This window comes from Thioclava sp. PTB-PU3-1 (assembly GCF_055666785.1).
In genome coordinates this window covers 219,876-245,307 of record NZ_JBVNVL010000001.1, presented here as the reverse complement: position 1 = coordinate 245,307, position 25,432 = coordinate 219,876, and the positions used below count along the sequence as shown (strand labels likewise).

Below are 25,432 nucleotides of genomic sequence, written 5' to 3'. Positions count from 1 at the left end.
AAGGACGTTCGTTCCTTATGGATTTGGGAGGAGTGACAATCTCCTAACAAGCGGAGGGAAATCGGAATGGCGGTGCAGATCGACGAGCTGGATCGGAAAATCCTTGCGGAGCTTCAGGACGATGCGAGCCAGTCGCTCGACGAAATCGCGCGGAAAACAGGGTCTTCCAAGACCCCGGTCTGGAACCGGATTCGCAAATTGCGCGCGGCGGGGGTGATCGGAAAGCAGACCGCGATCCTCGATCCCGAGGCGCTTGGCTTCGATGCGTGCTTCTTCGTGCTGATCCGCACGTCGGAGCATGAGGCCGAGTGGCAGGACAAGTTTCTCGCCACCCTGCGCGCGCGCCCCGAAGTGATGGAGGCGCACCGTCTGGCGGGCGATATCGACTACATTCTGAAGGTGCGGGTCGAGAATGCCCGCGCCTATGACCGCTTCTATCAGGCGCTGATCTCGGAAGTGAAAATCCACAACGTGACCGCGCTTCTGTCGATGGAGGAGCTGAAATCCACCACCGCGCTGCCGCTGTAAGCCTTTAGCGCTTGGTGTAGGTGACCTGCAGCTTCTCCAGCCCGTGGAAATGATAGAGATCGGCGTAATAGGGGCGGCGCGGCAGATCGAGCCCCTGTAGCCGCTCCATCAGCATCGGCAGGGCAAGCTTCAGCTCCAGACGCGCCAGCGGTGCGCCGATGCAGAAATGCGCCCCTGCGCCGAAGCTGAAATTGGTACGCACGGGGCGCGACGGGTCGAAGACGCTCGCATCGTCCCAGGCCGACGGATCGCGGTTCGCACCGGCGAGCAACAGCCCGATCCGCTCGCCCTTGCGCAGCACCTGTCCCTGAAACTCCATGTCCTCATAGAGCCAGCGCGTGAACAGATGCAGCGGAGGATCGAAGCGCAGTAGCTCCTCGATGGTGCCGTCGATCCGCGCGGGCTCCAGCCAATGCGGTGCGACGGTCTGCTCGATCAGGGTTTTCACGCTGTTGCCGATCTGGTGGACGGTCGCCTCATGGCCCGCGTTCAACAGCAGGATCACGGTGGAGATCAGCTCATCGCGGGTCAGATGGGTGCCTTCTTCCTCGACCGCGATCAGCTCCGAGATCAGATCTTCCCCGGGCGCTTTGCGGCGGGTCTCGATCAGATCGCCCAGATAGGCCGCGAAGTCCGCCGAAGCGCGCGCCGCGTCTTCCTCAAGGCTGATGTCGCGGCGCGCCTGATACATCTGCACCATCGCGTTCGACCACGCCAAGAGCTTGTCCGCATCGCTTTCGGGCACGCCCAGAAGCCGTGCGATCACGATCACCGGCAGGGGCTTGGCGAAATGCTCTAACAGATCGCAGCCGCCCTCGGGCATCTCGTCGATCAGCCGGTGGCAGAGCGCGGCGATCTCGTCTTGCATCCCTGCGATCCGGCGCGGGGTGAAGGCCTTCGTCACCAGCTTGCGCAGCCGGGTGTGGGTCGGGGCTTCCAGTTCCAGCATCGAATGGCGCTCGATTGCGTAGAAGGGTTCGAGATGTTTCGGGATGTCCACCGCCTGCTCGGGCGGGGCCTCGCGCCCCAAACGCCGGTCGCGCAGCGCCATGCCGACAATCGCGGCCCGCGCGGTGACGCGAAACCCGTATTCGGGCCATTGCACGAAGGGCCCGCCTTGCCGCACCCGGTCATAGAACGGGTAGGGGTTCTGGACGAAATCGGGATCGAGCGGGGATTGGGAAAGGGTCTGCATCGGCGCTCCAGTTACTCGGGCCAGATTGGCCGCAACGCGCCCGGGGATGCAAGACCAAGCGAACGCTCCGCCTTGCATTGCCGCGCGGTAGGCCGCAAGGAAAGGGGCGGGAGAGTGCTGATGCTGGGCCGTGTCGCCATATTGCTGATCTGGATCGCGCTGACGCTCGCCGCCTCTATCGGGGTGTGGCGGGTCTCGGCGCGCGAGGGTCTGGCGCGGATCGAAGCGCAGGGACAGTCCGACCTTCGGCTGGCCTCGGATCGTCTGGTGGCCGCGCTGTTGCAGTTTCGCGAGGTGGCGGTGCTGGCGGCCGATCATCCCGACGTGGTCGCGCTGGCGGCGCGGTTCGCCGAAGGGGGCAAGGCGGTCGGCACATGGCGCGATGCGGCGGTGAGCCTGACCCTGCAGCGCCTCGCCGATCATGCGGGCGCGCGCGACATCTGGCTGATCGCGCCGGGGGGCACGGTGCTCGCAGGCCCGGCGGATAGCCCTGACAGGGTCACAATGAACCGGGCGCTTTCGCGGGCGGCGCAGGGTGCAACCGGCTCCGAGCATTTCGTGGATCCCGATACCGGCGATCGGCTGTTCGTCTTCGCAGCCCCGGTCTTTGCTTCGGGCGGCAATGTTGCGGGGATCGTGCTGCTGCGGCTGAATGCCGAGGATGTCGAGGCCGAGGGGCGCGGCAACCCGGTGCCGGTCTGGTTCACCGATGATAGCGGCGTGAGTTTCCTGACCAACCGCACCGATCTTGTGCTGCTGTCCGAGCCCGGTGCAAAGCCCGATCCCGCGACCTATCCGGCGGGGTCGCTCGCCGGGGTGCTGCACCTGCGCGAACGTAACCTTGCGGGGCATCGTCTGGTATCGGGGGATGGCTCGCTCTCCGGGCCCGCCTTGGACGTCTCGCGCGCCTTGCCGGTGATCGAAATGGAGGGCCATGCCCTCGCTGCCGCCGATCCGGTACTGCGAGCGGCGCGACTTGCGGCGCTTTCGACTGCGGCCGGGTTTCTGGCCGTGGGGGCGGTGATGTTCGCCCTGTGGGAGCGCAGGCAGGCGCTCTCCGAGGCCAATGCCGCGCTCGAGGTCCGCGTCGCCGAACGCACGGCGGAACTGTCGGCCGCGAACGAGGAGCTGCGCCGCACGCAGGCCGAACTCGTGCAGGCGGGGAAGCTCTCGGCGCTGGGGCAGATGTCGGCGGGGATCAGTCACGAGTTGAACCAGCCACTGATGGCGATCTCGTCTTATGCCGAGAATGCCGAATTGCTGCTCGATCGCGGTCGGACCGAGGAGGCGGGCGAGACTCTGGGCAAGATCGGGGCGATGGCGCATCGCATGGCGCGCATCATCCGCAACCTGCGCGCATTCGCGCGGCAGGAAAGCGAACCCGCGACCCGCGTCGGGCTGGCTGCGGTGGTGGAGAGCGCGCTGGAGATGCTCGACGAACGGCTGCGGCGCGCGGGCGTCACCGTGGACTGGCAGCGCCCCGACTTCCCCGCCATCGTGATGGGCGGCGAGGTGCGGCTGAGCCAGGTCGTCATCAACCTGATCTCGAACGCGATCGAGGCGATGGAAGGGCAGCCCGAGCGCCGCCTGACGATCCGCATGGCGCGCGCGGACGGGATGATCCGCCTCAGCCTGCGCGACACCGGGCCGGGTATCGCCGATCCGGACCGCATCTTCGATCCGTTCTACTCGACAAAGGAGGCGGGATCGGCGGAGGGGCTTGGCCTCGGCCTCTCGATCTCTTACGGGCTGGTGCAAGGGTTCGGCGGCAACCTGCGGGGCGAGAATGTGCCCGGCGGCGGGGCGCGTTTCACCATCGAGCTGCGCGAAGCCACGGCCCAACCCAAACCGATCGAGGTGGAGACATGATGCGCCGGGTTCTCTTTGTCGATGATGACCGTGCGGTGCGCGAGGCGCTGGGCCAGACGCTGGAACTGGCGGGGCTGAAGCCGACGCTCGCGGGCAGCTATATCGAGGCGAAGGACCATATCTCGACCGAGTTCGAGGGGATCGTGGTCACCGATATCCGCATGCCGGGCAAGGACGGGTTCGCGCTGCTGGACCTCGTGCAGAAGGCCGATGCGGAACTGCCCGTGGTCCTGCTGACCGGTGAGGCCGATGTGCCCATGGCGGTGCGTGCGATGGCGGCGGGCGCCTTCGATTTTCTGGAAAAACCCTGCACGGGGAAAGACTTGCTGGCCGTTGTTGAGAAAGCGCTGGAGACCCGCGCGCGGGTGATGGAGGCGCGCTTCTCGCGGGCTGCGGGCAAGCGCGGCGACGCGGCGGCGCGGATTTTGGTGGGTAGCTCTCCGGTGGCGGAGGGCTTGCGCGAAGCCGCCCGTCGCGCCGCGCGCTCGGGCGCCGAGGTGCTGATCACCGGCGCGCCGGGGGCGGGCAACTCCAAGCTCGCCGAGGTGATCCATCTGCTCTCGACCAATGCGCGGCGGCCCTTCGTGAAGCTCGCCGCGGCGGGCCTCGACGTCGCGGCGTTGGAGGCGGGCTTCGCACAGGCCGAGGGCGGGACGCTTTATCTTGATGAGGTGGCCGACCTGCCGCGCCCCGCGCAGTTCGCGCTGATCGAACTCCTGGAGACACGGCCCGCCACGCGCCTGATCGCGGGCACCTATCGCGACCTGCCGGGCGAGGCGCGGGCAGGGCGCTTCCACCCCGATCTCTACTGGCGGCTGGAGGCGTTGAAAGTGCGCATCCCCTCGCTGTCCGAGCGCCCCGAGGATATCCCCGCGCTGTTTCGACATTACGTCGCTACCGCCTGCGAACAGGCCAACCTGCGCGCCCCCGAAATCCCGCCCGAGATGACCGCGCAGTTGATGGCGCGCGACTGGCCCGGCAATGCCCGCGCGCTGATGTCCGAGGCGATGCGCTTCGCGATGGGGCTGGAGGCGGGGGAGCCGCCGGAGGAGCTGGGCCTGTCAGAGCGCATGGCGGCGGTCGAGAAGTCGCTGCTGGCCGAGGCGCTGACCCGCGCGGGCGGCAATGCGACCGAGGCGGCCTCTGCGCTGAAATTGCCGCGCAAGACCTTCTACGACAAGCTCGCGCGCCACGGGCTGCGGCCCGAGGAGTATCGGGACTAGCGGCGGGCGAGGATTCGCACGAAGCCGCATCTATCTGTGCGAGATTTCGCACACACCTCCGCGCGTCCTAATGCGGCTTTCCTCCTAAGATACTGATCTTTCGTAGATAATGCCTTTTTCACAAGAGCTTCACGAAACAGTTGATCGGATCTCTCGGCGGCTTTTTGCTGACCCCAATGCCGGGGAGGACCGGCGTGACATGAATTCCGGGAGGACACTATGAAGAAATTTACCGCCGCCGTTTCGGCGCTCGCTCTCATGGCTTCGGCCTCGGTCGCAATGGCCGATCCGACGGGCTGCGACGAAGGCGAGATGGTCATCAAGTTCAGCCACGTCACCAATACCGACAAGCACCCGAAAGGGATCGCGGCGGCGCTGTTCGCCAAGCGCGTGAACGAAGAGATGGACGGCAAGGCCTGCGTCGAGGTCTACCCGAACTCGACCCTCTACAACGATGACCAGGTGCTGGAAGCGATGCTTCAGGGCGACGTGCAGATGGCCGCGCCGAGCCTCTCGAAATTCGAGACCTTCACCAAGAAGTACCGCATCTTCGATCTGCCCTTCATGTTCAAGAACATGGACGCCGTGGACGAATTCCAGAATTCCGACATCGGTCAGAATATGAAAGAGGCGATGGTGCGTCGCGGTCTGCTGGGCCTCGATTTCTGGCATAACGGCCTCAAGCAGTTCTCGGCCAACAAGCCGCTGCTCGTGCCGGGCGACGCCAAGGGTCTGAAGTTCCGCGTGCAGCCCTCCGACGTGCTGATCGCGCAGATGGAAGCGCTCGACGCTTCGCCGCAGCCGATGGCCTTCTCGGAAGTCTATGGCGCGCTGCAGACCGGCGTTGTCGACGGGCAGGAAAACACCTGGTCGAACATCTACGGTCAGAAGTTCTACGAAGTTCAGGACGGCATCACCGAGACCAACCACGGCCTGCTCGACTACATGGTCGTGACCTCGGTCGACTGGTGGGACAGCCTCGACCCGGCGATGCGCGACCAGATCAAGTCGATCCTCGACGAGGTCACCAAAGAGCGTAACGCCGCGATCAATCAGGTGAACGAAGAGAACCGTCAGGCGATCCTCGATGCCGGTGCGGAAATCCGCGAACTGACGCCCGAGCAGCGCCAGCAATGGGTCGATGCGATGAAGCCGGTCTGGGACCAGTTCAAGGATGACGTCGGTCAGGAAAACATCGACGCAGCGCAGGCGATCAACGCCAAGCACTGATCCGGAACGGACGGGCGACGGACCCCACCTGTCGCCCGATCTCTCGGCGCGCGCGGCCCCCTACATCACCCGCGCGCGCCCCTTTCACCTCTCGACCTGAGGCAGGAGTGAGCCATGAGCCAGCGCTATGAGCCGCGCAACGGGTTTTCGCGGACGATCCATCATCTGGAGGAGACGCTGATCGCGTTGATCCTCGGCACGATGACCGTGATCACCTTCGTCAATGTCGTGCTGCGCTACGTCTTCAACTCCTCGCTGATCTGGGGGCTGGAGACGACGTTAATCCTCTTCGCCTGGCTGGTTCTGCTGGGCATGAGCTACGCGGTGAAAGTGACCGCGCATCTCGGCGTCGACGCGATCATCAACATGCTGCGCCCAGGGCCGCGCAAGGCCATGAGCCTCGTCGCGGCGGGCCTGTGCATTCTCTACGCGGTGCTGCTGCTGAAAGGCGCATGGGATTACTGGGCCCCCTTCGCGGGCTTCGATCAGACCTCGGGCCGCTGGTTCCCGACGGGCTTTCAGGACACCCGCGATCGCGCCTTCTACGAGACCGATCAGGTGCCGATCGCGGATTGGCTCGCCGTCTGGCTGGGGGATCGGTTCAACATGGGCGAGGCCTATGACAAACTGCCGCGCTTCATCCCTTACCTGATCCTGCCGATCGGCGTGACGCTTCTGCTGATCCGCTTCGTGCAGGCGGCAATCGGGGTCGCCGTGGGCAGCCGCGCGGCGCTGATCGTGAGCCACGAAGCCGAAGACCAAGTGGCCGACGTGGCCCATATCAACAAGGGTGACTGAGGCATGGATATCCTGTTCCTTTTCGTGATGGTGATCGGCTTCATGCTGATCGGCGTGCCGATCGCGGTCTCTCTGGGTCTCGCGTCGACGCTGTTCCTGCTGATCTTCTCGGACGCCTCGCTCGCCTCCATCGCCCAGTCGCTCTACGACGCGATGGACAACCACGCGACGCTGCTGGCGATCCCGTTCTTCATCCTCGCCTCGAGCTTCATGTCGACGGGCGGGGTGGCGCAGCGCATCATCCGCTTCGCCATCGCCGTGGTGGGCCATCTGCCGGGCGGTCTGGCCATCGCGGGCGTCTTCGCCTGTATGCTGTTCGCGGCACTCTCGGGCTCGTCGCCCGCCACCGTGGTCGCCATCGGCTCCATCGTCATCGCGGCGATGCGTCAGGTGGGCTATTCGAAGGATTTCGCCGCTGGCGTGATCTGTAACGCGGGCACGCTCGGCATCCTGATCCCGCCGTCGATCGTGATGGTGGTCTACGCCTCGGCGACCGATGTGTCGGTCGGCCGGATGTTCCTTGCGGGCGTCATTCCGGGCATTCTCGCGGGTGTGATGCTGATGGCGACGATCCTGTTCATCGCGATCAGACGCAACCTGCCGAAAGGCGAGTGGCAGGGCTGGGGCGAGGTCGCCGCGAGCTTCGTCGACGCGTTCTGGGGCTTGATGCTGATCGCGATCATCATGGTCGGCCTCTACGGCATCCCCGGCATCACGGGCGGCATCTTCACCCCCACCGAAGCCGCCGCCGTCGCCGCTGTCTATGCGTGGTTCGTTGCGAACTTCATCTATCGCGACATGGGCCCGCTCGATGAGGGCGAGCAGAAAACTTCGCTTCTGAAGAAGCCGCAGGCAATCTTCACCGCGATCTGGCACAAGGGCACGCGCGACACGCTGTTCGAGGCGGGCAAGCTGACGATCACGCTGATGTTCATCATCGCCAACGCGCTGATCCTCAAGCACGTGCTGACCGACGAGCAGATCCCGCAGAAGATCACCGAGGCCCTGCTCGGCGCGGGTCTGGGCAAGATCATGTTCCTCGTGATCGTCAACATCATCCTGCTGATCGGCGGCCAGTTCATGGAACCCTCGGGCCTGATCCTGATCGTCGCGCCGCTGGTCTTCCCGATCGCGATCGAGCTGGGCGTCGATCCGATCCATCTCGGCATCATTATGGTGGTGAACATGGAGATCGGGATGATCACGCCACCGGTGGGGCTGAACCTCTTCGTGACCTCCGGGGTGGCGGGGATGCCGATCATGCGGGTCGTGAAGGCGGCCGCGCCCTTCCTCGCCGTGCTCTTCGTCTTCCTGATCCTGGTCACCTATGTGCCATTCCTGTCGACATGGCTGCCGACGATGGCGATGGGGCCGGAGACGGTCGTGAAATAAGCCGAGCGGGGCAGGGACCGAACCCGGTCTCATGCCCCGCCATTCTGACCTGGCGCGCCCGTGGCACTCCCACGCGGCGCGCTTTTCTATGCGGGCAGGTCTGGGGGGCTCTGCCCCCCGTGCTGCGCCCCCCCCCCCGGGATATTGTCGCCAAGGCGAAAACGCAGGATATTCTTTCGCCTTGGCCGAAATACCCCGGGGTGAATTCGCGCAAGCGAAGAGGGGTAGCGCCCCTGCTGCCCGACTCGCCGCATGTACCGGCGCAAAATAAAAGGGCGACCCGATCGGCCGCCCCCCCTGCTCTGGCTATCGCCTGATTTTATTTCTGTTCCGACCCCGTCGGCGCCGGTGCTGCGGCGGCGGTCTCGGAGGCCGGGGGCGCGAGTTTCCGCGTGCCCTGACCGGTCTGCAGCGGGTCGTCCTGACGCTGCACCGAACCTTCGAAATGCGCGCCGCTCTCGATCGCGATGGTCTTGTGGATGATGTCGCCTTCGACGCGTGCGGTCGAGGTCAGGCGCACCTTCAGGCCGCGCACACGGCCCACGACGCGGCCGTTGACCACGACGTCGTCCGCCATGATCTCACCCTTGATCGTGGCGCTTTCGCCGACGGTCAGCAGATGGGCGCGGATGTCGCCTTCGACGGTGCCTTCGATCTGGATGTCGCCGGTCGTCTTGACGTTGCCGGTGATGGTCAGATCCGAGGAGAGAACCGAGGGTGCGGGCTTCGAGCGCGGCGCGGCGCTCGGCGTGTAGTCGCTCGAGCTGGACGTCGGGCGGCTCGGAGTGGTCGAGCTCTCACCGGTTTTGGGCTTGTCGCCGTCGGCCTTGGGGCCCGGTTCATGGATTTTCGATTTAGAAAACATTCTTACCAGCCTTGATGAAGGTCATCGGGTTAATTGGCTTGCCTCCGAGCCGGATCTCGTAGTGCAGATGCGGTCCCGTGGAGTGTCCGGTATTGCCCATATCAGCAATCCACTCGCCTTGCGACACTTTTTGCCCGACTTTCACGTGGAATTTGTTGAGGTGGCCGTAGCGGGTGGTGATGCCGAACTCGTGGCGGATCTTGACGATATTGCCGTAGCCACGCTCGTGCTCGGCGGCGATCACGACGCCATCGGCAGGAGCATAGACCTTGGTGCCGATCGGGGCGGCCATATCGACGCCCTCATGCATCCGGCCCCAGCGCCAGCCGAAGGGCGACGAGAAGCGGAAATGCGCCTTCACGGGCATCGAGAAGGGCAGCTTGTCGACGGCGATGCGATACATGTTCATCTCGTCGAGCTTGCGCAGGATGTTCTCGGCGCGCGCGGTGTCGCCATCGAGATCGGCCGTGCCCTTGGTCGAGAGCGAGATCGGCGAGAGCGGCCCGCCGGTGCCCGAATAGCCCCGTTTGATTTCCTTGAGCACGTGATCGGGGTCCATGCCGGCCTGTTTGAAGACCTTGTCGAGCGGCTCCATCGAGATTTTCACCGCCCCTTCGAGCGTGGTGAAGATTTCGTCGTTGCGCTGTTCGAGGAGACGCTTCTGCAGCGCGATCTTGTCCATCTGCAGTTGCGCGGTCTTGGCGTCGGCATTTGCGGTGTCGCGTTCCTTCGCGGTCTCGCCGAGCGCGGTGGACAGCATGTCGACCGTCTTCTCCATGTCCTCGGCGCGGGCGATCGGCGTCGGACCCGCGTCTGGGCCTTTGCCCTCGGCTTTGGCCAACGCCAGTCGGGCGGTGTCGCGCTCGTCCATGGTGCGGCGCAGGGTCGCCTGAATCACGCCGATCCCGGTTTCCAGCTCGCGCTTGCGTTCTTCCGAGGCGAGCAGAGTGGACTGCATCTTCGAGACCTGCTCGAGGGCGGTCTGGAAACGGTCCTGTGCGGCAAGGGCTTCGGCGGCGCGGGCGTCGCGCTCTTGCGAGAGCGCGTCGAGGCGGCGCTCGAAGGCGAGTTTCGCGACCTTGTCGTTCTGCTCGGCCCCGCCGGAGGAAATTCCGTCGATGAAGAGCATCGAGGTCGCGGCCATCGACCACACGAATACGCCTGCGCCGATCGCCAGTACACTCGCTTGGGTGAGGGGGCGCAGTCGGACGAACCGCGTGGCGCTGTCTGATTTCAGAAACAGCCGCTGTTCGGGCAGGATGCGCTCGAGACGGGTGTTCAGGCGGTCGAGAATGCGTCTAGGCAAGCCGGTCGGTCCTGTGTTTGTTGCGGATCAAGCGCGGCCACGGGGCCGCACGTCACTTGCGGCGGCGCACCCGTCCTGCTTGTGGATAAGTCCTCCGCCCTTGGCCAAAGGGATTACCAAGGGGGGCAGGTCCCGGCAACCTCTTTCCCCCTCGCATTTGGTCACGGTTCCCTCGCGCGCGCGGTATGAGCGGTTTTCTGCCCAAAAGGGAGGGCGGCCCGGCGGTTTCGTCCCAGCTGGTCATCTGGGCGTCACGTTGGTGTGATCCGCACTTGCCGATGGGCGCGCGCCGCACGACGCCCCCGCGGCGCGAAATCTGTCGCCCGCCGGGGTGCCATGCGGGGCGCTGCGCCCGAGGGGCGGGTCAGCTCAGGTCGCGGGCGGCTTCGAGCACCTCTTCGGCGTGGCCTTTGACTTTCACCTTCGGCCAGACCTTAGCCACCTTGCCGTCCGCACCGATCAGGAATGTCGCGCGAACAATGCCCCAGAAGGTTTTGCCATACATCGATTTTTCGGCCCAGACCCCATAGCTCTCACAGGTCTCGCCACCATCGTCCGAGGCGAGGTAGATGCCCAGATCATGCTTGGCGCAGAAATTCTCGTGCTTCTTCAGGCTGTCCTTCGAGATGCCGATGACGACGGCGCCGGCCTCGGCGAAGTCCGGAGCGAGGCGGGTGAAATCGAGCGCCTCGGTGGTGCAGCCGGGCGTGTTGTCCTTGGGGTAGAAATACAGCACGACCGGACGGCCCGCAAAGGCCGACAGCGTCAGATTTCCGTCTTCCGTGATCGGATTTCCGAGCGTTTCGAAGCTCTTGCCGCCCGTAGCGGGAAGGGTGAACTCCGGCGCTTTTTCGCCTGTCTCGATCATTGGGGAACCTCCTTGCAGTTTCGGGGCTTACTTTCCACGCCCGCTTGCGCGAGACTTAACCACGAGGCAGGAGACCCGGGCAAGACCGCGCGCGGTGGGCCCGGCATAAGAGACGGGGTCGGCACGCGCCGCCGCCGAGGGAGAAAAAGCCCCGATCCAACGGGCGCAAGACGAACGGTATGGAGAGACAGCGTCCCGATAGTCGCGAAACGTCCGGCGCGCCCAAAAGGGCGAGCGATGCGTCGTTGAGCGATGCCGAGACGCCCAAATCCGAAGCCGAGACCCAGCCCGGAGCAGCGCCCCCGGTGAGCCGCGGTCGTCGTGCCCGCACCGGTCTGCTCCTCGTTCTCAGTTTCCTGTTTCTTGGGGTCGTGGCTGCTGGCGCCTTTCTTGTCATCACGCATCGCGCGGTCGCCGTGCCGCAATGGATCGTCGCGCGCATCGAGACCCGCGCCAATGACGCCTTGCAAGGCCAGATGCGGGTCCGGCTGTCCGGCGGGATCGATCTTTACATCGACGATGGCATCCGTCCCCGGATCCGGCTGAACACTGTGCGGCTGGAGCGGCCCTCGGGTCTGCCGATCGCGGTCCTGCCGGAATTGCGCATGACGCTCTGGGCGGAGCCTTTGCTGCGCGGGCGGATAGAGCCGCGCTCGTTTCGGTTGCGCGGGGCGAGCCTGTCGCTGCATCGTCTGCCCGACGGCAATCTGGATCTCGATTTCGGCGGCGGCAATCGCTTCGCCAATATCGACTTGAATAACGCCTCCGATCTCATTGAGACATTTGAGAAAACCCTGGAAGTTCCGGCGCTGTCCCGGCTGCAGCAGATCAGCGCGGAAGACCTGCAAATCCGGCTGATGGACGAGCGGCTCGACCGGCTCTGGAAGGTCACCGATGGCCGCTTCAAGCTGACTCAAAGCGACAGTGAAATCTCGGTCGCGCTGGGGTTCGATTTGGGCAGCGGGCAGACGAAACCGGCGCAGGTCGCGCTGTCGATGACCACGCAGAAAGCCAGCCGCGAAGCCAGTTTCGGGGCTGCCGTGACCGCGCTTCCGGCGCGCGATCTGGCGGTGCAGGCCCCGGCGCTCGCGGCGCTCGGCGTGCTCGATGCGCCGATCTCAGGGGCACTGCGTTCGGGGCTCAACGACAAGGGCGAGCTGACCGGGATGAACGCGATGCTCGAGATCGGGCGCGGCGCGATCCGGCCCAACGAGGGCGTGAACCCGATCCCGATCGAGAACGGCAAGCTTTATCTCAACTACGATCCGAAACGGCAGCGCGTCGAGGTCTCGACGCTTTCGCTCAACAGCCGGGCGCTGCGCCTGAAAGCGGCGGGCCACACCTATCTGCGCGATCTCGAAGGCGGGGTGCCGCAGAAGATCGTCGGCCAGATCGCGATTTCTGATCTGCAGCTCGATCCGGCGGGCCTGTTCGAGAGCCCGGTGCAATTCGCACAAGGCGCGGTCGATTTCCGGCTGAACCTCGATCCGTTCCGCATCGATATCGGCCAGCTGGAACTCAACGATCAGGGCGACACGACGATCTCGGCGCGCGGCAAGGTCAGTGCCGAGAAGGACGGCTGGAAAGTCGCGCTCGATGCCGGGATCGACCAGATCGACCAGACCAAGCTGCTCGCGCTCTGGCCGCCTGCGGTCGTGCCGAAGACCCGCGAGTGGCTCGAGAAGAACGTGACCACGGGCCAGCTGCGCAATGCCCGCGTGGCGCTGCGGCTGGTGCCGGGCGCGCAGCCTAAACTGGCGCTCGGCTATGAGTTCCGAGGCGCGGATGTGCGGATCATCAAGACGTTGCCGCCCGTGCAGCAGGGGCGAGGTTTTGCCACGATCATCGACACGCGGCAGGCGCTCAAGGTCGAGGAGGGGCATGTGACCGCGCCTTCGGGCGGGCGGATCGAGGTGACAGGCTCGTCGCTCATCGTGCCCGATATCCGCATCAAACCTGCCCCGGCGAAGGTCACGCTGATGACGCGCTCGCCAATCCCGGCGGCTCTGTCGCTGCTCGACCAGCCGCCATTCGAATTCCTCAGCAAGGCGGGCATGAGCACCGATGTGGCTCAGGGTTGGGCCGAGGCGCGCTCGGTGATCCGGTTACCGCTGAAGCCCAATGTGCCGCAGGACGAGATCGATTTCGACGTGACCGCCCGGCTGACCGAAGTGAAGAGCGACACGCTGGTGCCCGACCGGCCGCTGCGGTCCGATTTGTTGACGCTGAAGGCCGATCCCCAAGGGATGACGATCTCGGGCAAGGGCACTCTGTCCGGTGTCGGGTTCGATGCCGCCTGGACGCAGAAATTCGGGCCGGAGAACAAGGGGCGCTCGGAGGTCGCGGGCACGGTCGATGTCAGCGCCGATGGGCTTGACCGGCTGGGGATCGCGCTGCCCAACGGTATGGTGCGCGGCGCGGGTAAGGGGCGTATCGCGCTCGATCTGCGCAAGGATCAACCGACGCGGTTCACCTTCGCGAGCGCGTTGCAGGGGATCCGCCTGTCGATCCCGGAAATCGGCTGGAGTAAATCGGCGGGCAGCGCGGGCGATCTGAAAATGTCCGGGACGCTCGGCGCGCCGCCGCAGGTCGACAGCCTGTCGCTGAGTGCTGCGGGGCTGAAGACGCAGGGCGACATCACCTTGAACAAGGGCGGTGGGCTGAACCGGGCGCGGTTCTCGAGCCTGAGCGTCGGCAACTGGTTCTCCGGCAGCGTCGATCTCATCGGTCAGGGCAAGGCGCGCCCGCCGAAAGTGAATGTCACCTCGGGCAGGCTGGACCTCGCTAAGGCCGATCTCGGTGGCGGTGCGGGTGCCAGCGCGAGCGGTGCCGGCACGGCGATCAGCGCGTCGCTCGACCGGGTTCAGATCACGGACGGTATCGCGCTCACCGGGTTCCGGGGCGATTTCAACACGCGCGGCGGTCTCTCGGGCCGGTTCCAGGGGCAGCTCAACGGTAGCGCGCCGATCGACGGCACGGTGATCCCGGCGGCGGGCGGGCGCGTCTCGGTGCGCGCGCAAACCCGCGACGCAGGCCGCGCGCTGGCGGCGACCGGGATCTTCACCAAGGCCCGCGGCGGGCAGGGCGCGCTGGTGCTGACCCCGCTTGGGCAGAAAAGCTATGACGGCAAGCTCACGGTTGCGAACCTGCGGGTGAAGGACGCGCCGGTTCTGGCCTCGCTCCTGTCGGCGGCCTCGGGTGTCGGTCTGCTGGAACAGCTCAGCGGCGATGGCATCCTGTTCAGCTCGGTCGATGGCGCCTTCCGCTTGACGCCCAACGGGGTGAGTGTCACACGGGGCGCCGCCGTGGGGGCCTCTATGGGGGTGACGATGACGGGCAACTATTACCCGCAATCGAAGACACTGAACATGAAGGGCGTGATCTCGCCTTTCTATCTCGTGAACGGGATCGGTCAGGTCATCTCCAAGCAAGGCGAGGGGCTCTTCGGGTTCAACTACTCGCTGCGCGGAAGCTCCGATGCGCCGAAGGTTTCGATCAATCCGCTCTCGGTGCTCGCGCCGGGCGGTCTGCGCGAGTTGTTCCGGGCGGGGCCGCCCAAGGTGCTGAGCGAATAAGGCTGACGATGAAGCTAGACGATTTCGATTTCGAGCTCCCCGAGGGGCTGATTGCGACGCGGCCTGCGCGCCCGCGCGATGCGGCGCGGCTGCTGCTGGCCGAGGGCGATGCGATCCATGACCGCCATGTGCGCGACCTGATCGACATCTTCCGCCCCGGCGACCGGCTGGTGCTCAACAACACCAAGGTGATCCCGGCGCGGCTTGCGGGCACGCGGACCCGGCAGAGCGCGCAGGGCGAGGTGGTCGCGAAGGTCGAGGTGACGCTTCTGGAGCCCGCACCGGGCGGCGAATGGTCGGCGCTCGCCAAGCCTTTGCGCAAGGTGAAGGAGGGTGAGGAGATCGTCTTCTCCGATGCGCTCTCGGCCAGGGTCGAGGCGATCGAGAACGGCCAGCTGCGGCTCAGCTTCAATCTGTCGGGCGAGGATTTCGACGCCGCTCTGGCTGAGGCCGGAGCGATGCCGCTGCCGCCCTATATCGCGGCGCTGCGTGCCCCCGATGACGAGGACAAGCGCGATTACCAGACCGTCTTCGCACGCCATTCCGGTGCGGTCGCGGCCCCGACCGCCAGCCTGCATTTCACCCGCGAACTGCTCGAGGCGCTGGCCGCCAAGGGCGTGGAGTTCACCGAAGTCACCCTCCATGTCGGCGCGGGCACCTTCCTGCCGGTCAAGGTCGAGGACGTCACCACGCACAAGATGCATGCCGAATGGGGCGAGGTGAGCGAACAGGCGGCGGCCGAGATCAACGCGACCAAACAGGCGGGCGGCCGCGTCATTCCCGTCGGCACCACCGCACTGCGCCTGATCGAAAGCGCCGCGCGTGCCGAGGGCGGGGCGAAAGGCCATATCGTGCCCTTCCGTGACGCCACCGACATCTTCATCTATCCCGGCTTCGAGTTCCGCATCACCGACGCGCTGATGACGAATTTCCACCTTCCGAAATCGACGCTGCTGATGCTGGTCTCGGCTTTGATGGGCCAGGACCGTATACGCGAAATTTACGATCATGCGGTTAAGACGGGCTATCGTTTCTTCTCTTACGGCGATGCGTCGCTTCTAATTCCGTAGAGTCGCTTTCAGGGCTTGGAAATGTCTTCGCCGCGGACTAGATGCCGCGACACGACGCAATCCAAATCAGTCCCCGGGAGTCCAAGACATGTTGTTAGTGCTGCGCCAGACATGGCCGCTATTGCTGGGCATCATGCTCTTGATGGTCGGCAACGGGATGCAGGGCACGCTGCTTGGTATCCGCGGCAAGATCGAGGGTATCGACACTTTCTACATGTCGCTCGTCATGTCGGCCTATTTCGCGGGCTTCCTGTTCGGGTCGCGCATGGTGCCGGAGATGATCGCGCGCGTCGGTCACGTGCGGGTCTTCGCGGCGCTCGGCTCGCTGATCTCGGCGATCCTCGTCCTTTATGCCGCCTTTCCGAATTGGCCCTCCTGGGTGGCGTTGCGCGTGCTGATCGGCTTCTCCTTCTCGGGCGTGTATATCACGGCGGAAAGCTGGCTGAACGCGGGCTCGACCAATGAGACGCGCGGGCAGGCGCTGTCGCTCTACATGATCATGCAGATGTTCGGCATCGTGACGGCGCAGGCGCTGCTGAACGTGGGCGACCCAGCGGGGTATCTCCTCTTCGTGATCCCCTCGGTGCTGGTGTCGCTGTCCTTCACGCCGATCCTGCTTGCGGCTTCGCCCGCACCCAGCTTCGAGACGATCCAGCGCATGACCTTCAGGCGGCTCTGGGAAGCCTCGCCGCTGGGCATGGTGGGGATCTTCCTGCTGGGCGGCATCATCTCGGCGATGTTCGGCATGGCCTCGGTCTGGGGCACCGCCGAAGGGCTCAACGTGAAGCAGATTTCGGCCTTCGTGGCGGCGATCTACGTGGGCGGCCTCTTTCTGCAATATCCGATTGGCTGGGCCTCCGACCGGATGGACCGGCGCCGCGTGATCATGGGCGCGGCGCTTGTAGGTGCGGTAGTGACCTTCGCGATCTTCGCGACGAACCCGCCCTTCTGGGTGCTGCTGATCGGGGCTGCGCTGATCGGCGGTGTGGCCAACCCGCTCTATTCGCTGCTGATCGCCTACACGAACGACTATCTCGATTATTCCGATATGGCGTCCGCTTCGGCGGGGCTGATGTTCATCAACGGGCTTGGTGCGGTGGCTGGGCCGCTGGTGACCGGTTGGCTCATGAGCGTCATGGGACCGGGCGGGTTCTTCCTCTATATCGGGGTGCTCTGTGCCGGGATCGCGGGCTATGCCGCATGGCGGATGACGCGCCGCGAAGCGCCTTCGGCGGACGAGACCGGCTCCTACACGCTGCTCTCGCCGACGGCGACCGCAGTGGCGGTCGAGGCGCGTCTCGAAGTCGCTCAGGAGGAAGCGGAAGCCGAAGCTGAAGCGGAAGCCGAGGCCGAGGCGGAAGAGCCGTCCGAGGCCGACAAGCGCACCGAGACCACCGGCTGACGCAAGCCCCCTTTGCCTGCCCCTGCGCTTGCCCTACCATGATCTGAAGATCAGGCGGGGCAGGCACGGCAGGGGAGGGCCGTCACCATGGATCGCATCAACGAGATTATACGCTTCTGGCGTATCGAGGTCGGCGAGAAATACTGGTATCAGTCGAGCGAGCAGATCGACGCCGCGATCCGGCGCCGCTATGCGCCGCTCTGGCAGGTGGGCGCGCAAGGTGCGCTGAGCGAATGGGAGCGGAACGCCGAGGGTGCGCTGGCGCTTTTGCTGCTGCTCGACCAGTTCCCGCGCAACATGTTTCGCGAAGACCCGCGCGCCTTTCAGACCGACCCAATGGCGCGCCGCCATGCCGATCGCGCGATCGCAGAAGGGTTCGACTTGCAGATCGGCCCGCCGCTGCAGCAATTCTTCTACCTGCCTTTCATGCATTCCGAGGAACTTGCGGATCAGGATCGTGCTGTGTCGCTGTTCGCCGAGCGATGGCGCTCGGAGGATAACCTGCGCCATGCGCGCGCACATCGTTCAGTGATCGAACGGTTCGGGCGCTTCCCTTGGCGCAATTCCGCGCTAGATCGCGAAACGACGCCCGAGGAACAGGCATTTATGGAACAGGGCGGCTACCGCAAAGCGCTTGCGGATGCGGATGAGTTGAAGCTGTCCGTAAAATAGTTTAATGCCAAACCAGTTTCTGACCGGAGGGAAGACATGGCATCGAAAAGCTACGACATGATTGTGATCGGGGCAGGGCCGGGGGGCTATGTCAGCGCCATCCGGGGCGCACAGCTGGGCCTCAAGGTCGCGATCGTTGAGCGCGAGCATCTGGGCGGCATCTGCCTCAACTGGGGCTGTATCCCCACGAAAGCGCTCTTGCGCTCGGCCGAGGTGTTCCACCTGATGGAGCGCGCGAAGGATTTCGGTCTCAGCGCCGAGAAGTTCGGCTATGACCTCGACGCGGTGGTGAAACGCTCGCGCGGGGTGGCAAAGCAGCTCGCTTCCGGCGTCGGCCATCTGCTCAAGAAGAACAAGGTCGATGTCGTGATGGGCACCGCGAAACTTGCCGGCAAGGGCAAGGTTTCGGTGAAAACCGACAAGGGCACCGAGGAACTCACCGCCAAGAACATCGTGCTGGCCACCGGCGCGCGGGCGCGTAACCTGCCGGGGCTCGAGGCAGACGGCAAGCGGGTCTGGTCCTACAAGCACGCGCTCAACCCGCCGCATGAGCCGAAGAAGCTGCTGGTCATCGGCTCCGGCGCGATCGGCATCGAATTCGCCAGCTTCTTCAATACGCTGGGCGCCGAGACGACCGTCGTCGAGGTGATGGATCGCGTGCTGCCCGTCGAAGACGAGGAAATCTCGAAATTCGCCAAGAAGCAGTTCGAGAAGCAGGGCATGACGATCCGTGAGAAGACCACCGTGACCAAGCTCGACCGCAAGGCCGACAAGGTCATCGCGACGCTCGACAAGGGCGGCAAGACCGAGACGCTGGAGGTCGACACGGTGATCTCCGCAGTCGGAATCGTCGGCAATGTCGAGGATCTGGGCCTTGAAGAAGCGGGCGTGAAGGTCGACCGCACCCATGTCGTGACCGACGAATACTGCCGCACCGGCGTCGACGGGCTCTATGCCATCGGCGATATCGCGGGCGCACCGTGGCTTGCGCACAAGGCGAGCCATGAGGGCGTGATGGTGGCCGAGCTGATCGCGGGCAAGCACGCCCATCCGGTCAAGCCGGGCTCGATCGCGGGCTGCACCTATTGCCAGCCGCAGGTCGCCTCGGTCGGCATGACCGAAGCGAAGGCGAAAGAGGCGGGCTACGACATCAAGGTCGGCCGCTTCCCCTTCATCGGCAACGGCAAGGCGATTGCCTTGGGCGAGAGCGAAGGTCTGGTGAAGACCGTGTTCGACGCGAAGACCGGCGAATTGCTGGGCGCGCATATGGTTGGCGCGGAAGTGACCGAGCTGATCCAGGGCTATGTCGTGGGTCGTCAGCTCGAGACGACCGAGGAAGACCTGATGAACACCGTCTTCCCGCACCCGACCCTGTCGGAGATGATGCACGAGTCGGTGCTCGACGCTTACGGGCGCGCGATCCACTTCTGATCGGATGTGCCGAGAGATGCGAAAGGCCGGGGGTGACCTCGGCCTTTTGTTTTGGTGATAAGGGACGCGCCCGAGCCTCGGGCGGGCGCTGCGCGTCGCCTGTGGCCGGGCGGTTTATCCCGCAAGCCCGCAAGTCGGATGTGCCCGCGCTGCCACCGCCAATGCGCCCTCCCGGGGGGAGGGTCGGGCGCGGACCGGGGCTGGTCGCCCCGTGCCGGTTATGACCAAGGCCCGTTCTTGCCCTTCCGCCGCACCTTCGGCATCGAGCGCGCGCCGCTCCAGTCGCCCGCCTCGGGCGCGGGGGCCACACGTTCCCGCCGCGCACCACCGCCGCCCGCAAGCTGGCGCAGCGCGGCCACGCGGTTCTCGGTCGAGGGGTGGGTGGCGAACAGGTTATCCGCACCATGCCCGCTCAGCGGGTTGATGATGAACATATGCGCGGTCGCGGGATTGCGCTCGGCGGCGACATTCTCGACCCGGCGCGCGCCTGCCTCGATCCGCTGTAGCGCCGAGGCGAGCCAGAGCGGATTGCCGCAGATCGCAGCGCCTTCCTTGTCGGCCGCATATTCGCGGGTGCGGGAGATCGCCATCTGCACCAGCGCCGCCGCCATCGGGGCGAGGAACATCATCGCCAGCGTGCCCATGATCCCCATCCGCTCGCGCGAGCCGCCGAAGAACAGCGCGAAATTCGCCAGCATCGAAATCGCACCGGCGAAGCTCGCCGTCACCGTCATGATCGCGGTGTCGCGGTGCTTGATATGGGCTAGCTCGTGGGCGATCACGCCCGACAGCTCTTCGCGCGACAGGCTTTGCATCAACCCTGCGGTCACCGCCACGGCGGCATTCTCGGGGTTGCGGCCTGTGGCGAAAGCGTTGGGCTGCGGGGTGTCGATCAGGTAGACGGCGGGCATCGGCAGATCGGCATTCTTCGCCAGTTGGCCCACCAGCGCGTTCAGCCCCGCGCGGTCGCCCGGCGCCACCAGATGCGCGTTATGCATCCGCAGGACCATCTTGTCCGAATTCCACCACGAATAGACATTCATCCCGGCGGCGAAGATCAGCGCGATCACCATGCCGGTGGCGCCCCCCATCAGGTAGCCCAACCCCATGAACAGCGCCGTCATCGCCGCCATCAGCATCGCAGTCTTGGCATATCCCATCGTGATCATCTCCACGCGAAAACACTCGGTCTCGATATAGGCACGCGCCGCGCTCACGCAATTCCGCGGGGCGTGCAAAACAAAAGGGGCCCCGGCGGGACCCCTTCAAAATCATGCGATGCAGCGCGCGATCAGCGTTCGATCTCGCCGCCGCCTGCGTGCCAGTCGCCTAGACCGCCGATGTTGTAGACATGCTCGTAGCCCAGCTGGGCGAGCATCTGCGCCGCACCGGCCGAACGCGCGCCCGAGGCGCAATAGAGGGCGACCGGCTTCGACGTGTCCAGCTTGGGATGCTTCTCGGGGCTCGACGGGTCGGCCTTCATGCGGATCGTCGCCAGCGGGATATGCAGCGCGCCCTTGGCCTTGCCCGAGCTTTTGACTTCCATGCCCTCGCGCACGTCGACGACGGTCAGTTCGCCGGCTTTCGCCTTGGCCACGGCGTCTTTCGCCGAGATTTTTTCCACGCGGCCACCGCCGGACGGACGAAGGAAGTTCAGCATCTCAATACCTCTTGCGTTCGCTGGACCCGAAAGATCCGTTTCCCGCCTCATGTGGCAAATGACGCGAGGCTTTCAAGAGTATTAGCGCGGAACGGAGCGAAAATACATTCAAGAAATGGAATTTAATGCCGATCTGCCACGATTTTGATCGTGCTGCGAGGCGGGCAGGCGGCGCGCGGAAAGCGCGTGACATCCGCGCAGAGTCAAAAGTTCACATTTCGTTCGCAGATTTGGATTGGAGACTCGCACGGAAACACCTATCTAGGGCTGGTGATAAAGGGGGCGTGGATGGCTGAACTGAAGTTCATCGAAGTGCGCGGCGCGCGCGAGCACAATCTCAAGGGCGTGGATGTCGATATTCCGCGCGACCAGTTCGTGGTGATTACGGGGCTATCCGGCTCCGGGAAATCCTCGCTGGCCTTCGATACGATCTATGCCGAAGGGCAGCGCCGCTATGTCGAAAGTCTGAGCGCCTATGCGCGCCAGTTCCTCGACATGATGGGCAAGCCGGATGTCGATCACATCTCGGGCCTGTCGCCCGCGATCTCGATCGAGCAGAAGACCACGTCGAAGAACCCGCGCTCCACCGTCGGCACCGTGACCGAAATCTACGACTACCTGCGCCTGCTCTATGCCCGCGCGGGCACGCCCTATTCGCCTGCCACCGGCGAGCCGATCGAGGCGCAGCAGGTGCAGGACATGGTCGATATCGTGATGCAGATGGAGGAGGGCACGCGCGGCTATCTGCTCGCCCCCATCGTGCGCGACCGCAAAGGCGAATATCGCAAGGAATTCATCGAACTGCGCAAGCAGGGCTTCCAGCGCGTAAAGGTCAATGGCGAGTTCTACGAGCTGGAAGAGCCGCCGACGCTCGATAAGAAATTCCGCCACAACATCGACGTGGTCGTGGACCGTGTCGTCGTGCGCGAAGGGATGGAGACGCGGCTGGCGGACAGCTTCCGCACCGCGCTCGACCTCGCCGACGGCATCGCGATCTTCGAGAGCGCGCCCCGCGAAGGCGAGGGCGACCCCGAACGCACGACGTTCTCGGAAAACTTCGCCTGTCCGGTGTCGGGCTTCACTATCCCCGAGATCGAACCGCGCCTGTTCTCGTTCAACGCGCCCTTCGGGGCCTGTCCGGTCTGTGACGGCCTCGGCGTCGAGCTGTTCTTCGACGAGCGCCTGATGGTGCCCGATGTGACGCTCTCGGTGCAGGGCGGGGCGCTGGCGCCTTGGGCGCGGACGAAGTCGCCCTATTACACCCAGACGATCGAGGCGCTCTCGAAACATTACGGCTTCGATCCGAAGAAGCCGTGGAAGGACCTGCCGGAGACTGTGCAGGAGCTGTTCCTGCGCGGCTCGGGCGATCAGGAGATCAAGTTCCGCTTCGACGAGGGCGGCCGCGTCTACGAGGTCAGCCGCACCTTCGAGGGGATCATCCCCAATATGGAGCGCCGCTACCGCGAGACCGACTCCGCCTGGTCGCGCGAAGAGATGGAGCGGTATCAGAACAACCGCCCCTGCCACGCCTGCGGCGGCTATCGACTGCGGCCCGAAGCGCTCGCCGTGAAGATCGGCGGCAAACATGTGGGGCATGTGGTCGAGATGTCGATCAAGGAGGCCCATGACTGGGTCGCCACCGTGCCGGGCAGCTTGTCGAACCAGAAGAACGAGATCGCGACGGCGATCCTCAAGGAAATCCGCGAACGCCTCGGTTTCCTCGTGAACGTGGGCCTCGATTATCTGACGATGAGCCGCGCGGCAGGGACGCTTTCGGGCGGCGAGAGCCAGCGGATCCGACTGGCGTCGCAGATCGGCTCGGGGCTGACGGGCGTGCTCTATGTGCTCGACGAGCCCTCGATCGGCCTGCACCAGCGCGACAATGACCGGCTGCTGCAAACGCTGAAAAACCTGCGCGATCAGGGAAATACCGTGATCGTGGTCGAGCATGACGAGGATGCGATCCGCCATGCCGATTACGTCTTCGATATCGGCCCCGGCGCGGGCGTCCATGGCGGTCAGGTCATCGCGCGCGGCACGCCCGACGAGATCGCCGCCGATGCGGCCTCGCTGACGGGGCAATATCTGTCCGGCAAGCGCGAGATCGCGGTGCCGACGGAACGGCGCAAGGGCAACAAGAAGAAGCTCAAGGTGGTTGGCGCGACCGGCAACAACCTCAAGAACGTCACGGCCGAGTTCCCGCTGGGCAAGTTCGTCTGCGTCACCGGCGTCTCGGGCGGGGGCAAGTCTACGCTCACTATCGAGACGCTGTTCAAAACTGCCTCGATGCGGCTCAACGGCGCGCGTCAGACGCCCGCGCCCTGCGACACGATCAAGGGGCTGGAGCACCTCGATAAGGTCATCGATATCGACCAGCGCCCGATCGGGCGCACGCCGCGCTCGAACCCGGCGACCTATACCGGGGCCTTCACTCCGATCCGCGACTGGTTCGCCGGTCTGCCGGAGGCGAAGGCGCGCGGCTACAAGCCGGGGCGCTTCTCCTTCAACGTGAAGGGCGGGCGCTGCGAGGCCTGTCAGGGCGATGGCGTGATCAAGATCGAGATGCACTTCCTGCCCGACGTCTATGTCGAATGTGAGACCTGCAAGGGCAAGCGCTACAACCGCGAGACGCTGGAGATCCAGTACAAGGGCAAGTCCATCGCGGATGTGCTCGACATGACGGTCGAGGATGCGCAGGAGTTCTTCAAGGCGGTGCCCTCGATCCGCGAGAAGATGGATGCGCTGATGGAGGTGGGCCTTGGCTACATCAAGGTCGGCCAGCAGGCGACGACCCTTTCGGGCGGCGAGGCGCAGCGGGTGAAGCTGTCCAAGGAACTGTCGAAACGCGCCACAGGTCGCACTTTGTACATTCTGGACGAGCCGACGACCGGTCTGCACTTCGAAGATGTTCGAAAACTGCTAGAGGTGCTGCACAGCCTCGTGGAGCAGGGCAACACTGTCGTGGTGATCGAGCACAATCTCGACGTCATCAAGACCGCCGACCATATCATCGATATCGGTCCTGAGGGCGGCGATGGCGGCGGTGAGATCGTGGCGGTCGGCACCCCGGAGCAGGTGGCCGAAAATCCGCGCAGCCATACCGGCCATTACCTCGCGCAGATGCTGGGAGTGAAAGTCGCGGCGGAGTGATCCGCCGCGCCGATGACTTCGACCGTGACCGCGGGCTCAGCGCCGCGCGGTGCGACCGATGATTTCCATGACCTTGTGGTCTTCCGCACCCACTTTGTAGATCACGCCGCGTACTCTGTAGTAGCGCCAGGCGCCGGTCACGATCGGCAGGTCGTAGCGGCGCAGGTTCAGGATCATCGAATGCTGATAGACCGGGAAGTCGTCGCCGACGCTGAACTCGGGCTCCATCTGCCCTTGCAGCACCCAGCGCGCCGTTCCGTTGGTCGTGGCGACCTTGCAGAACGTGTCCCCCGTCGTGAGCGTCTTGCACTCCGGCGCGGCTTTTGCAGCGGTCTTGGTCTCGGCTGTGGCATTGCCCATGTCGATCTTGCCGCCGCGCATCACTTGGACCCCTTGCGCCGATCCTTCGGCGGAGGCGAGGGCGGGCAGGGCGCAGAACAGCGCGATCAGGGCGAGCGGGCGTGTCACGATCCTCATCACGAAAGCCTAGCCACGCAGATGCCATCGGGCAATGAAATTGAGAATCGACGCATGTTTCTGTCCTCCAAGCTTTTGAGGACAAGAAAAAACGGGCGGAGTAGTTCCGCCCGTTCGTAACTTTCCGTCTGGACTGTGGCTCAGAAGCCGACGACGTCCGAAGCTTTGCCGATCTGGGCGATCACTTCGCCGTTCTCGGGGCTGACTTCGTAGATGTAGCCAAACGAGCGCCAGTAGGTCGCGTCAGCCTTCAGGCCGAATGCGTCGGGCTGACGGAGGCGAACGTGGCTCTCGGTGATCTGCTGGCCAACCTGCCACAGAAGGTCGTTACGAACCGAGGGCTTTTCAGCATTTGCCTGGTTCGCGACCGAGACGCTCGATGCGAGTTTCGAACCTGCGGCGCTCATCGGACCATCTGCGAGAGCTGCCATCGGGGTAAGGGCTGCACCGATCACCGCGATCAGCGCGATACGGGGAAGATAAGTCATGCGCGTTTCCTTTCGTCTTGGTGGACCAAATGCCGCATTGCGGCGAAAAGGTCCATTGCAGATTCCGCATTACCGCTATGCACGCGTTTGTGTGCGATTGTGTGCCGGCGGTTTTGCTAGGGCGCTGAAAATACTTAAAGAAATTCTAATGGTGGTTTCAGAAAATATGAAAGACCCGCGCAAACACGCGCGGGTCTTCACTTTTCGTAACGTCATTTTGAACGTCGTTTCTG

20 protein-coding genes are annotated in these 25,432 nt (G+C 64.6%); 12 read left to right on the top strand and 8 right to left on the bottom strand.

Annotated features, from left to right (window positions below; genetic code table 11):
* The first annotated feature begins 66 nt into the window (after window positions 1–66).
* Window positions 67–528 (top strand): Lrp/AsnC family transcriptional regulator, encoded by a 462-nt coding sequence (locus tag ACZ7GB_RS01155; protein ID WP_078519325.1) that lies wholly within the window; start codon window positions 67–69, stop codon window positions 526–528.
* A 4-nt stretch (window positions 529–532) separates the two neighbouring features.
* Here ACZ7GB_RS01155 and ACZ7GB_RS01150 read toward each other — a convergent pair whose 3' ends face one another.
* Complete coding sequence (locus ACZ7GB_RS01150; protein ID WP_472157336.1) at window positions 533–1,723, bottom strand: cytochrome P450; 1,191 nt, start codon at window positions 1,721–1,723, stop codon at window positions 533–535.
* Window positions 1,724–1,843: 120 nt separating this feature from the next.
* Between ACZ7GB_RS01150 and ACZ7GB_RS01145 the strand changes: the two genes are divergently transcribed.
* The 5 genes from ACZ7GB_RS01145 to ACZ7GB_RS01125 all read left to right on the top strand — a co-directional run bounded on the left by ACZ7GB_RS01145 (window position 1,844) and on the right by ACZ7GB_RS01125 (window position 8,235).
* Window positions 1,844–3,592: an ATP-binding protein gene (locus tag ACZ7GB_RS01145; RefSeq protein WP_472157335.1), complete on the top strand. Its 1,749-nt coding sequence runs from the start codon at window positions 1,844–1,846 to the stop codon at window positions 3,590–3,592.
* Complete coding sequence (locus ACZ7GB_RS01140) at window positions 3,589–4,815, top strand: sigma-54-dependent transcriptional regulator (RefSeq protein WP_078546775.1); 1,227 nt, start codon at window positions 3,589–3,591, stop codon at window positions 4,813–4,815. Before ACZ7GB_RS01145 ends, ACZ7GB_RS01140 begins: the two co-directional genes overlap by 4 nt.
* Window positions 4,816–5,034: 219 nt before the next feature.
* Window positions 5,035–6,045 (top strand): TRAP transporter substrate-binding protein, encoded by a 1,011-nt coding sequence (locus tag ACZ7GB_RS01135; protein ID WP_472157333.1) that lies wholly within the window; start codon window positions 5,035–5,037, stop codon window positions 6,043–6,045.
* 114 nt (window positions 6,046–6,159) lie between these two features.
* A complete protein-coding gene (locus ACZ7GB_RS01130) occupies window positions 6,160–6,843 on the top strand; it encodes a TRAP transporter small permease (protein ID WP_472157331.1) in 684 nt (227 codons plus the stop codon).
* A 3-nt stretch (window positions 6,844–6,846) separates the two neighbouring features.
* Window positions 6,847–8,235: a TRAP transporter large permease gene (locus ACZ7GB_RS01125; protein ID WP_472157329.1), complete on the top strand. Its 1,389-nt coding sequence runs from the start codon at window positions 6,847–6,849 to the stop codon at window positions 8,233–8,235.
* Between the two features lie 319 nt (window positions 8,236–8,554).
* Here ACZ7GB_RS01125 and ACZ7GB_RS01120 read toward each other — a convergent pair whose 3' ends face one another.
* From ACZ7GB_RS01120 to ACZ7GB_RS01110, 3 genes are all read right to left on the bottom strand, one after another.
* Window positions 8,555–9,100, bottom strand: a complete 546-nt coding sequence (locus ACZ7GB_RS01120; protein ID WP_078570328.1) for a bactofilin family protein — start codon at window positions 9,098–9,100, stop codon at window positions 8,555–8,557.
* A complete protein-coding gene (locus ACZ7GB_RS01115; RefSeq protein ID WP_078570329.1) occupies window positions 9,090–10,406 on the bottom strand; it encodes a M23 family metallopeptidase in 1,317 nt (438 codons plus the stop codon). Before ACZ7GB_RS01115 ends, ACZ7GB_RS01120 begins: the two co-directional genes overlap by 11 nt.
* 364 nt (window positions 10,407–10,770) lie before the next feature.
* On the bottom strand, window positions 10,771–11,274 hold the full coding sequence (locus ACZ7GB_RS01110; protein WP_472157327.1) for a peroxiredoxin: 504 nt from the start codon (window positions 11,272–11,274) through the stop codon (window positions 10,771–10,773).
* A 245-nt stretch (window positions 11,275–11,519) separates the two neighbouring features.
* Between ACZ7GB_RS01110 and ACZ7GB_RS01105 the strand changes: the two genes are divergently transcribed.
* From ACZ7GB_RS01105 to lpdA, 5 genes are all read left to right on the top strand, one after another.
* Window positions 11,520–14,849 carry a YhdP family protein gene (locus ACZ7GB_RS01105; protein WP_472157325.1) on the top strand — a complete coding sequence of 1,110 codons (3,330 nt, stop codon included), beginning with the start codon at window positions 11,520–11,522 and terminating at the stop codon, window positions 14,847–14,849.
* An 8-nt stretch (window positions 14,850–14,857) separates the two neighbouring features.
* Window positions 14,858–15,919: a tRNA preQ1(34) S-adenosylmethionine ribosyltransferase-isomerase QueA gene (gene queA / locus ACZ7GB_RS01100; protein WP_078603738.1), complete on the top strand. Its 1,062-nt coding sequence runs from the start codon at window positions 14,858–14,860 to the stop codon at window positions 15,917–15,919.
* Between the two features lie 88 nt (window positions 15,920–16,007).
* Window positions 16,008–17,321 (top strand): MFS transporter, encoded by a 1,314-nt coding sequence (locus ACZ7GB_RS01095; RefSeq protein WP_472157324.1) that lies wholly within the window; start codon window positions 16,008–16,010, stop codon window positions 17,319–17,321.
* A gap of 87 nt (window positions 17,322–17,408) precedes the next feature.
* Complete coding sequence (locus ACZ7GB_RS01090; protein WP_152844062.1) at window positions 17,409–17,993, top strand: DUF924 family protein; 585 nt, start codon at window positions 17,409–17,411, stop codon at window positions 17,991–17,993.
* A gap of 36 nt (window positions 17,994–18,029) precedes the next feature.
* Window positions 18,030–19,424 (top strand): dihydrolipoyl dehydrogenase, encoded by a 1,395-nt coding sequence (gene lpdA / locus ACZ7GB_RS01085; protein WP_078603735.1) that lies wholly within the window; start codon window positions 18,030–18,032, stop codon window positions 19,422–19,424.
* A gap of 218 nt (window positions 19,425–19,642) precedes the next feature.
* On the opposite strand, the gene htpX is transcribed toward lpdA, so the two are convergent.
* Window positions 19,643–20,584 (bottom strand): zinc metalloprotease HtpX, encoded by a 942-nt coding sequence (gene htpX, locus ACZ7GB_RS01080; RefSeq protein WP_472157898.1) that lies wholly within the window; start codon window positions 20,582–20,584, stop codon window positions 19,643–19,645.
* 131 nt (window positions 20,585–20,715) lie between these two features.
* Window positions 20,716–21,084 (bottom strand): rhodanese-like domain-containing protein, encoded by a 369-nt coding sequence (locus ACZ7GB_RS01075; RefSeq protein WP_078546795.1) that lies wholly within the window; start codon window positions 21,082–21,084, stop codon window positions 20,716–20,718.
* Window positions 21,085–21,372: 288 nt separating this feature from the next.
* Between ACZ7GB_RS01075 and uvrA the strand changes: the two genes are divergently transcribed.
* Entirely contained in the window at window positions 21,373–24,234 is a 2,862-nt protein-coding gene (gene uvrA / locus ACZ7GB_RS01070; RefSeq protein ID WP_472157322.1) for an excinuclease ABC subunit UvrA, read from the top strand.
* A gap of 36 nt (window positions 24,235–24,270) precedes the next feature.
* Here uvrA and ACZ7GB_RS01065 read toward each other — a convergent pair whose 3' ends face one another.
* Both ACZ7GB_RS01065 and ACZ7GB_RS01060 read right to left on the bottom strand, forming a co-directional pair.
* Window positions 24,271–24,702, bottom strand: coding sequence for a hypothetical protein (locus ACZ7GB_RS01065; protein WP_472157320.1), 432 nt, complete (start codon window positions 24,700–24,702; stop codon window positions 24,271–24,273).
* Between the two features lie 149 nt (window positions 24,703–24,851).
* On the bottom strand, window positions 24,852–25,199 hold the full coding sequence (locus ACZ7GB_RS01060) for a hypothetical protein (RefSeq protein ID WP_078519307.1): 348 nt from the start codon (window positions 25,197–25,199) through the stop codon (window positions 24,852–24,854).
* Window positions 25,200–25,432 lie beyond the last annotated feature (233 nt).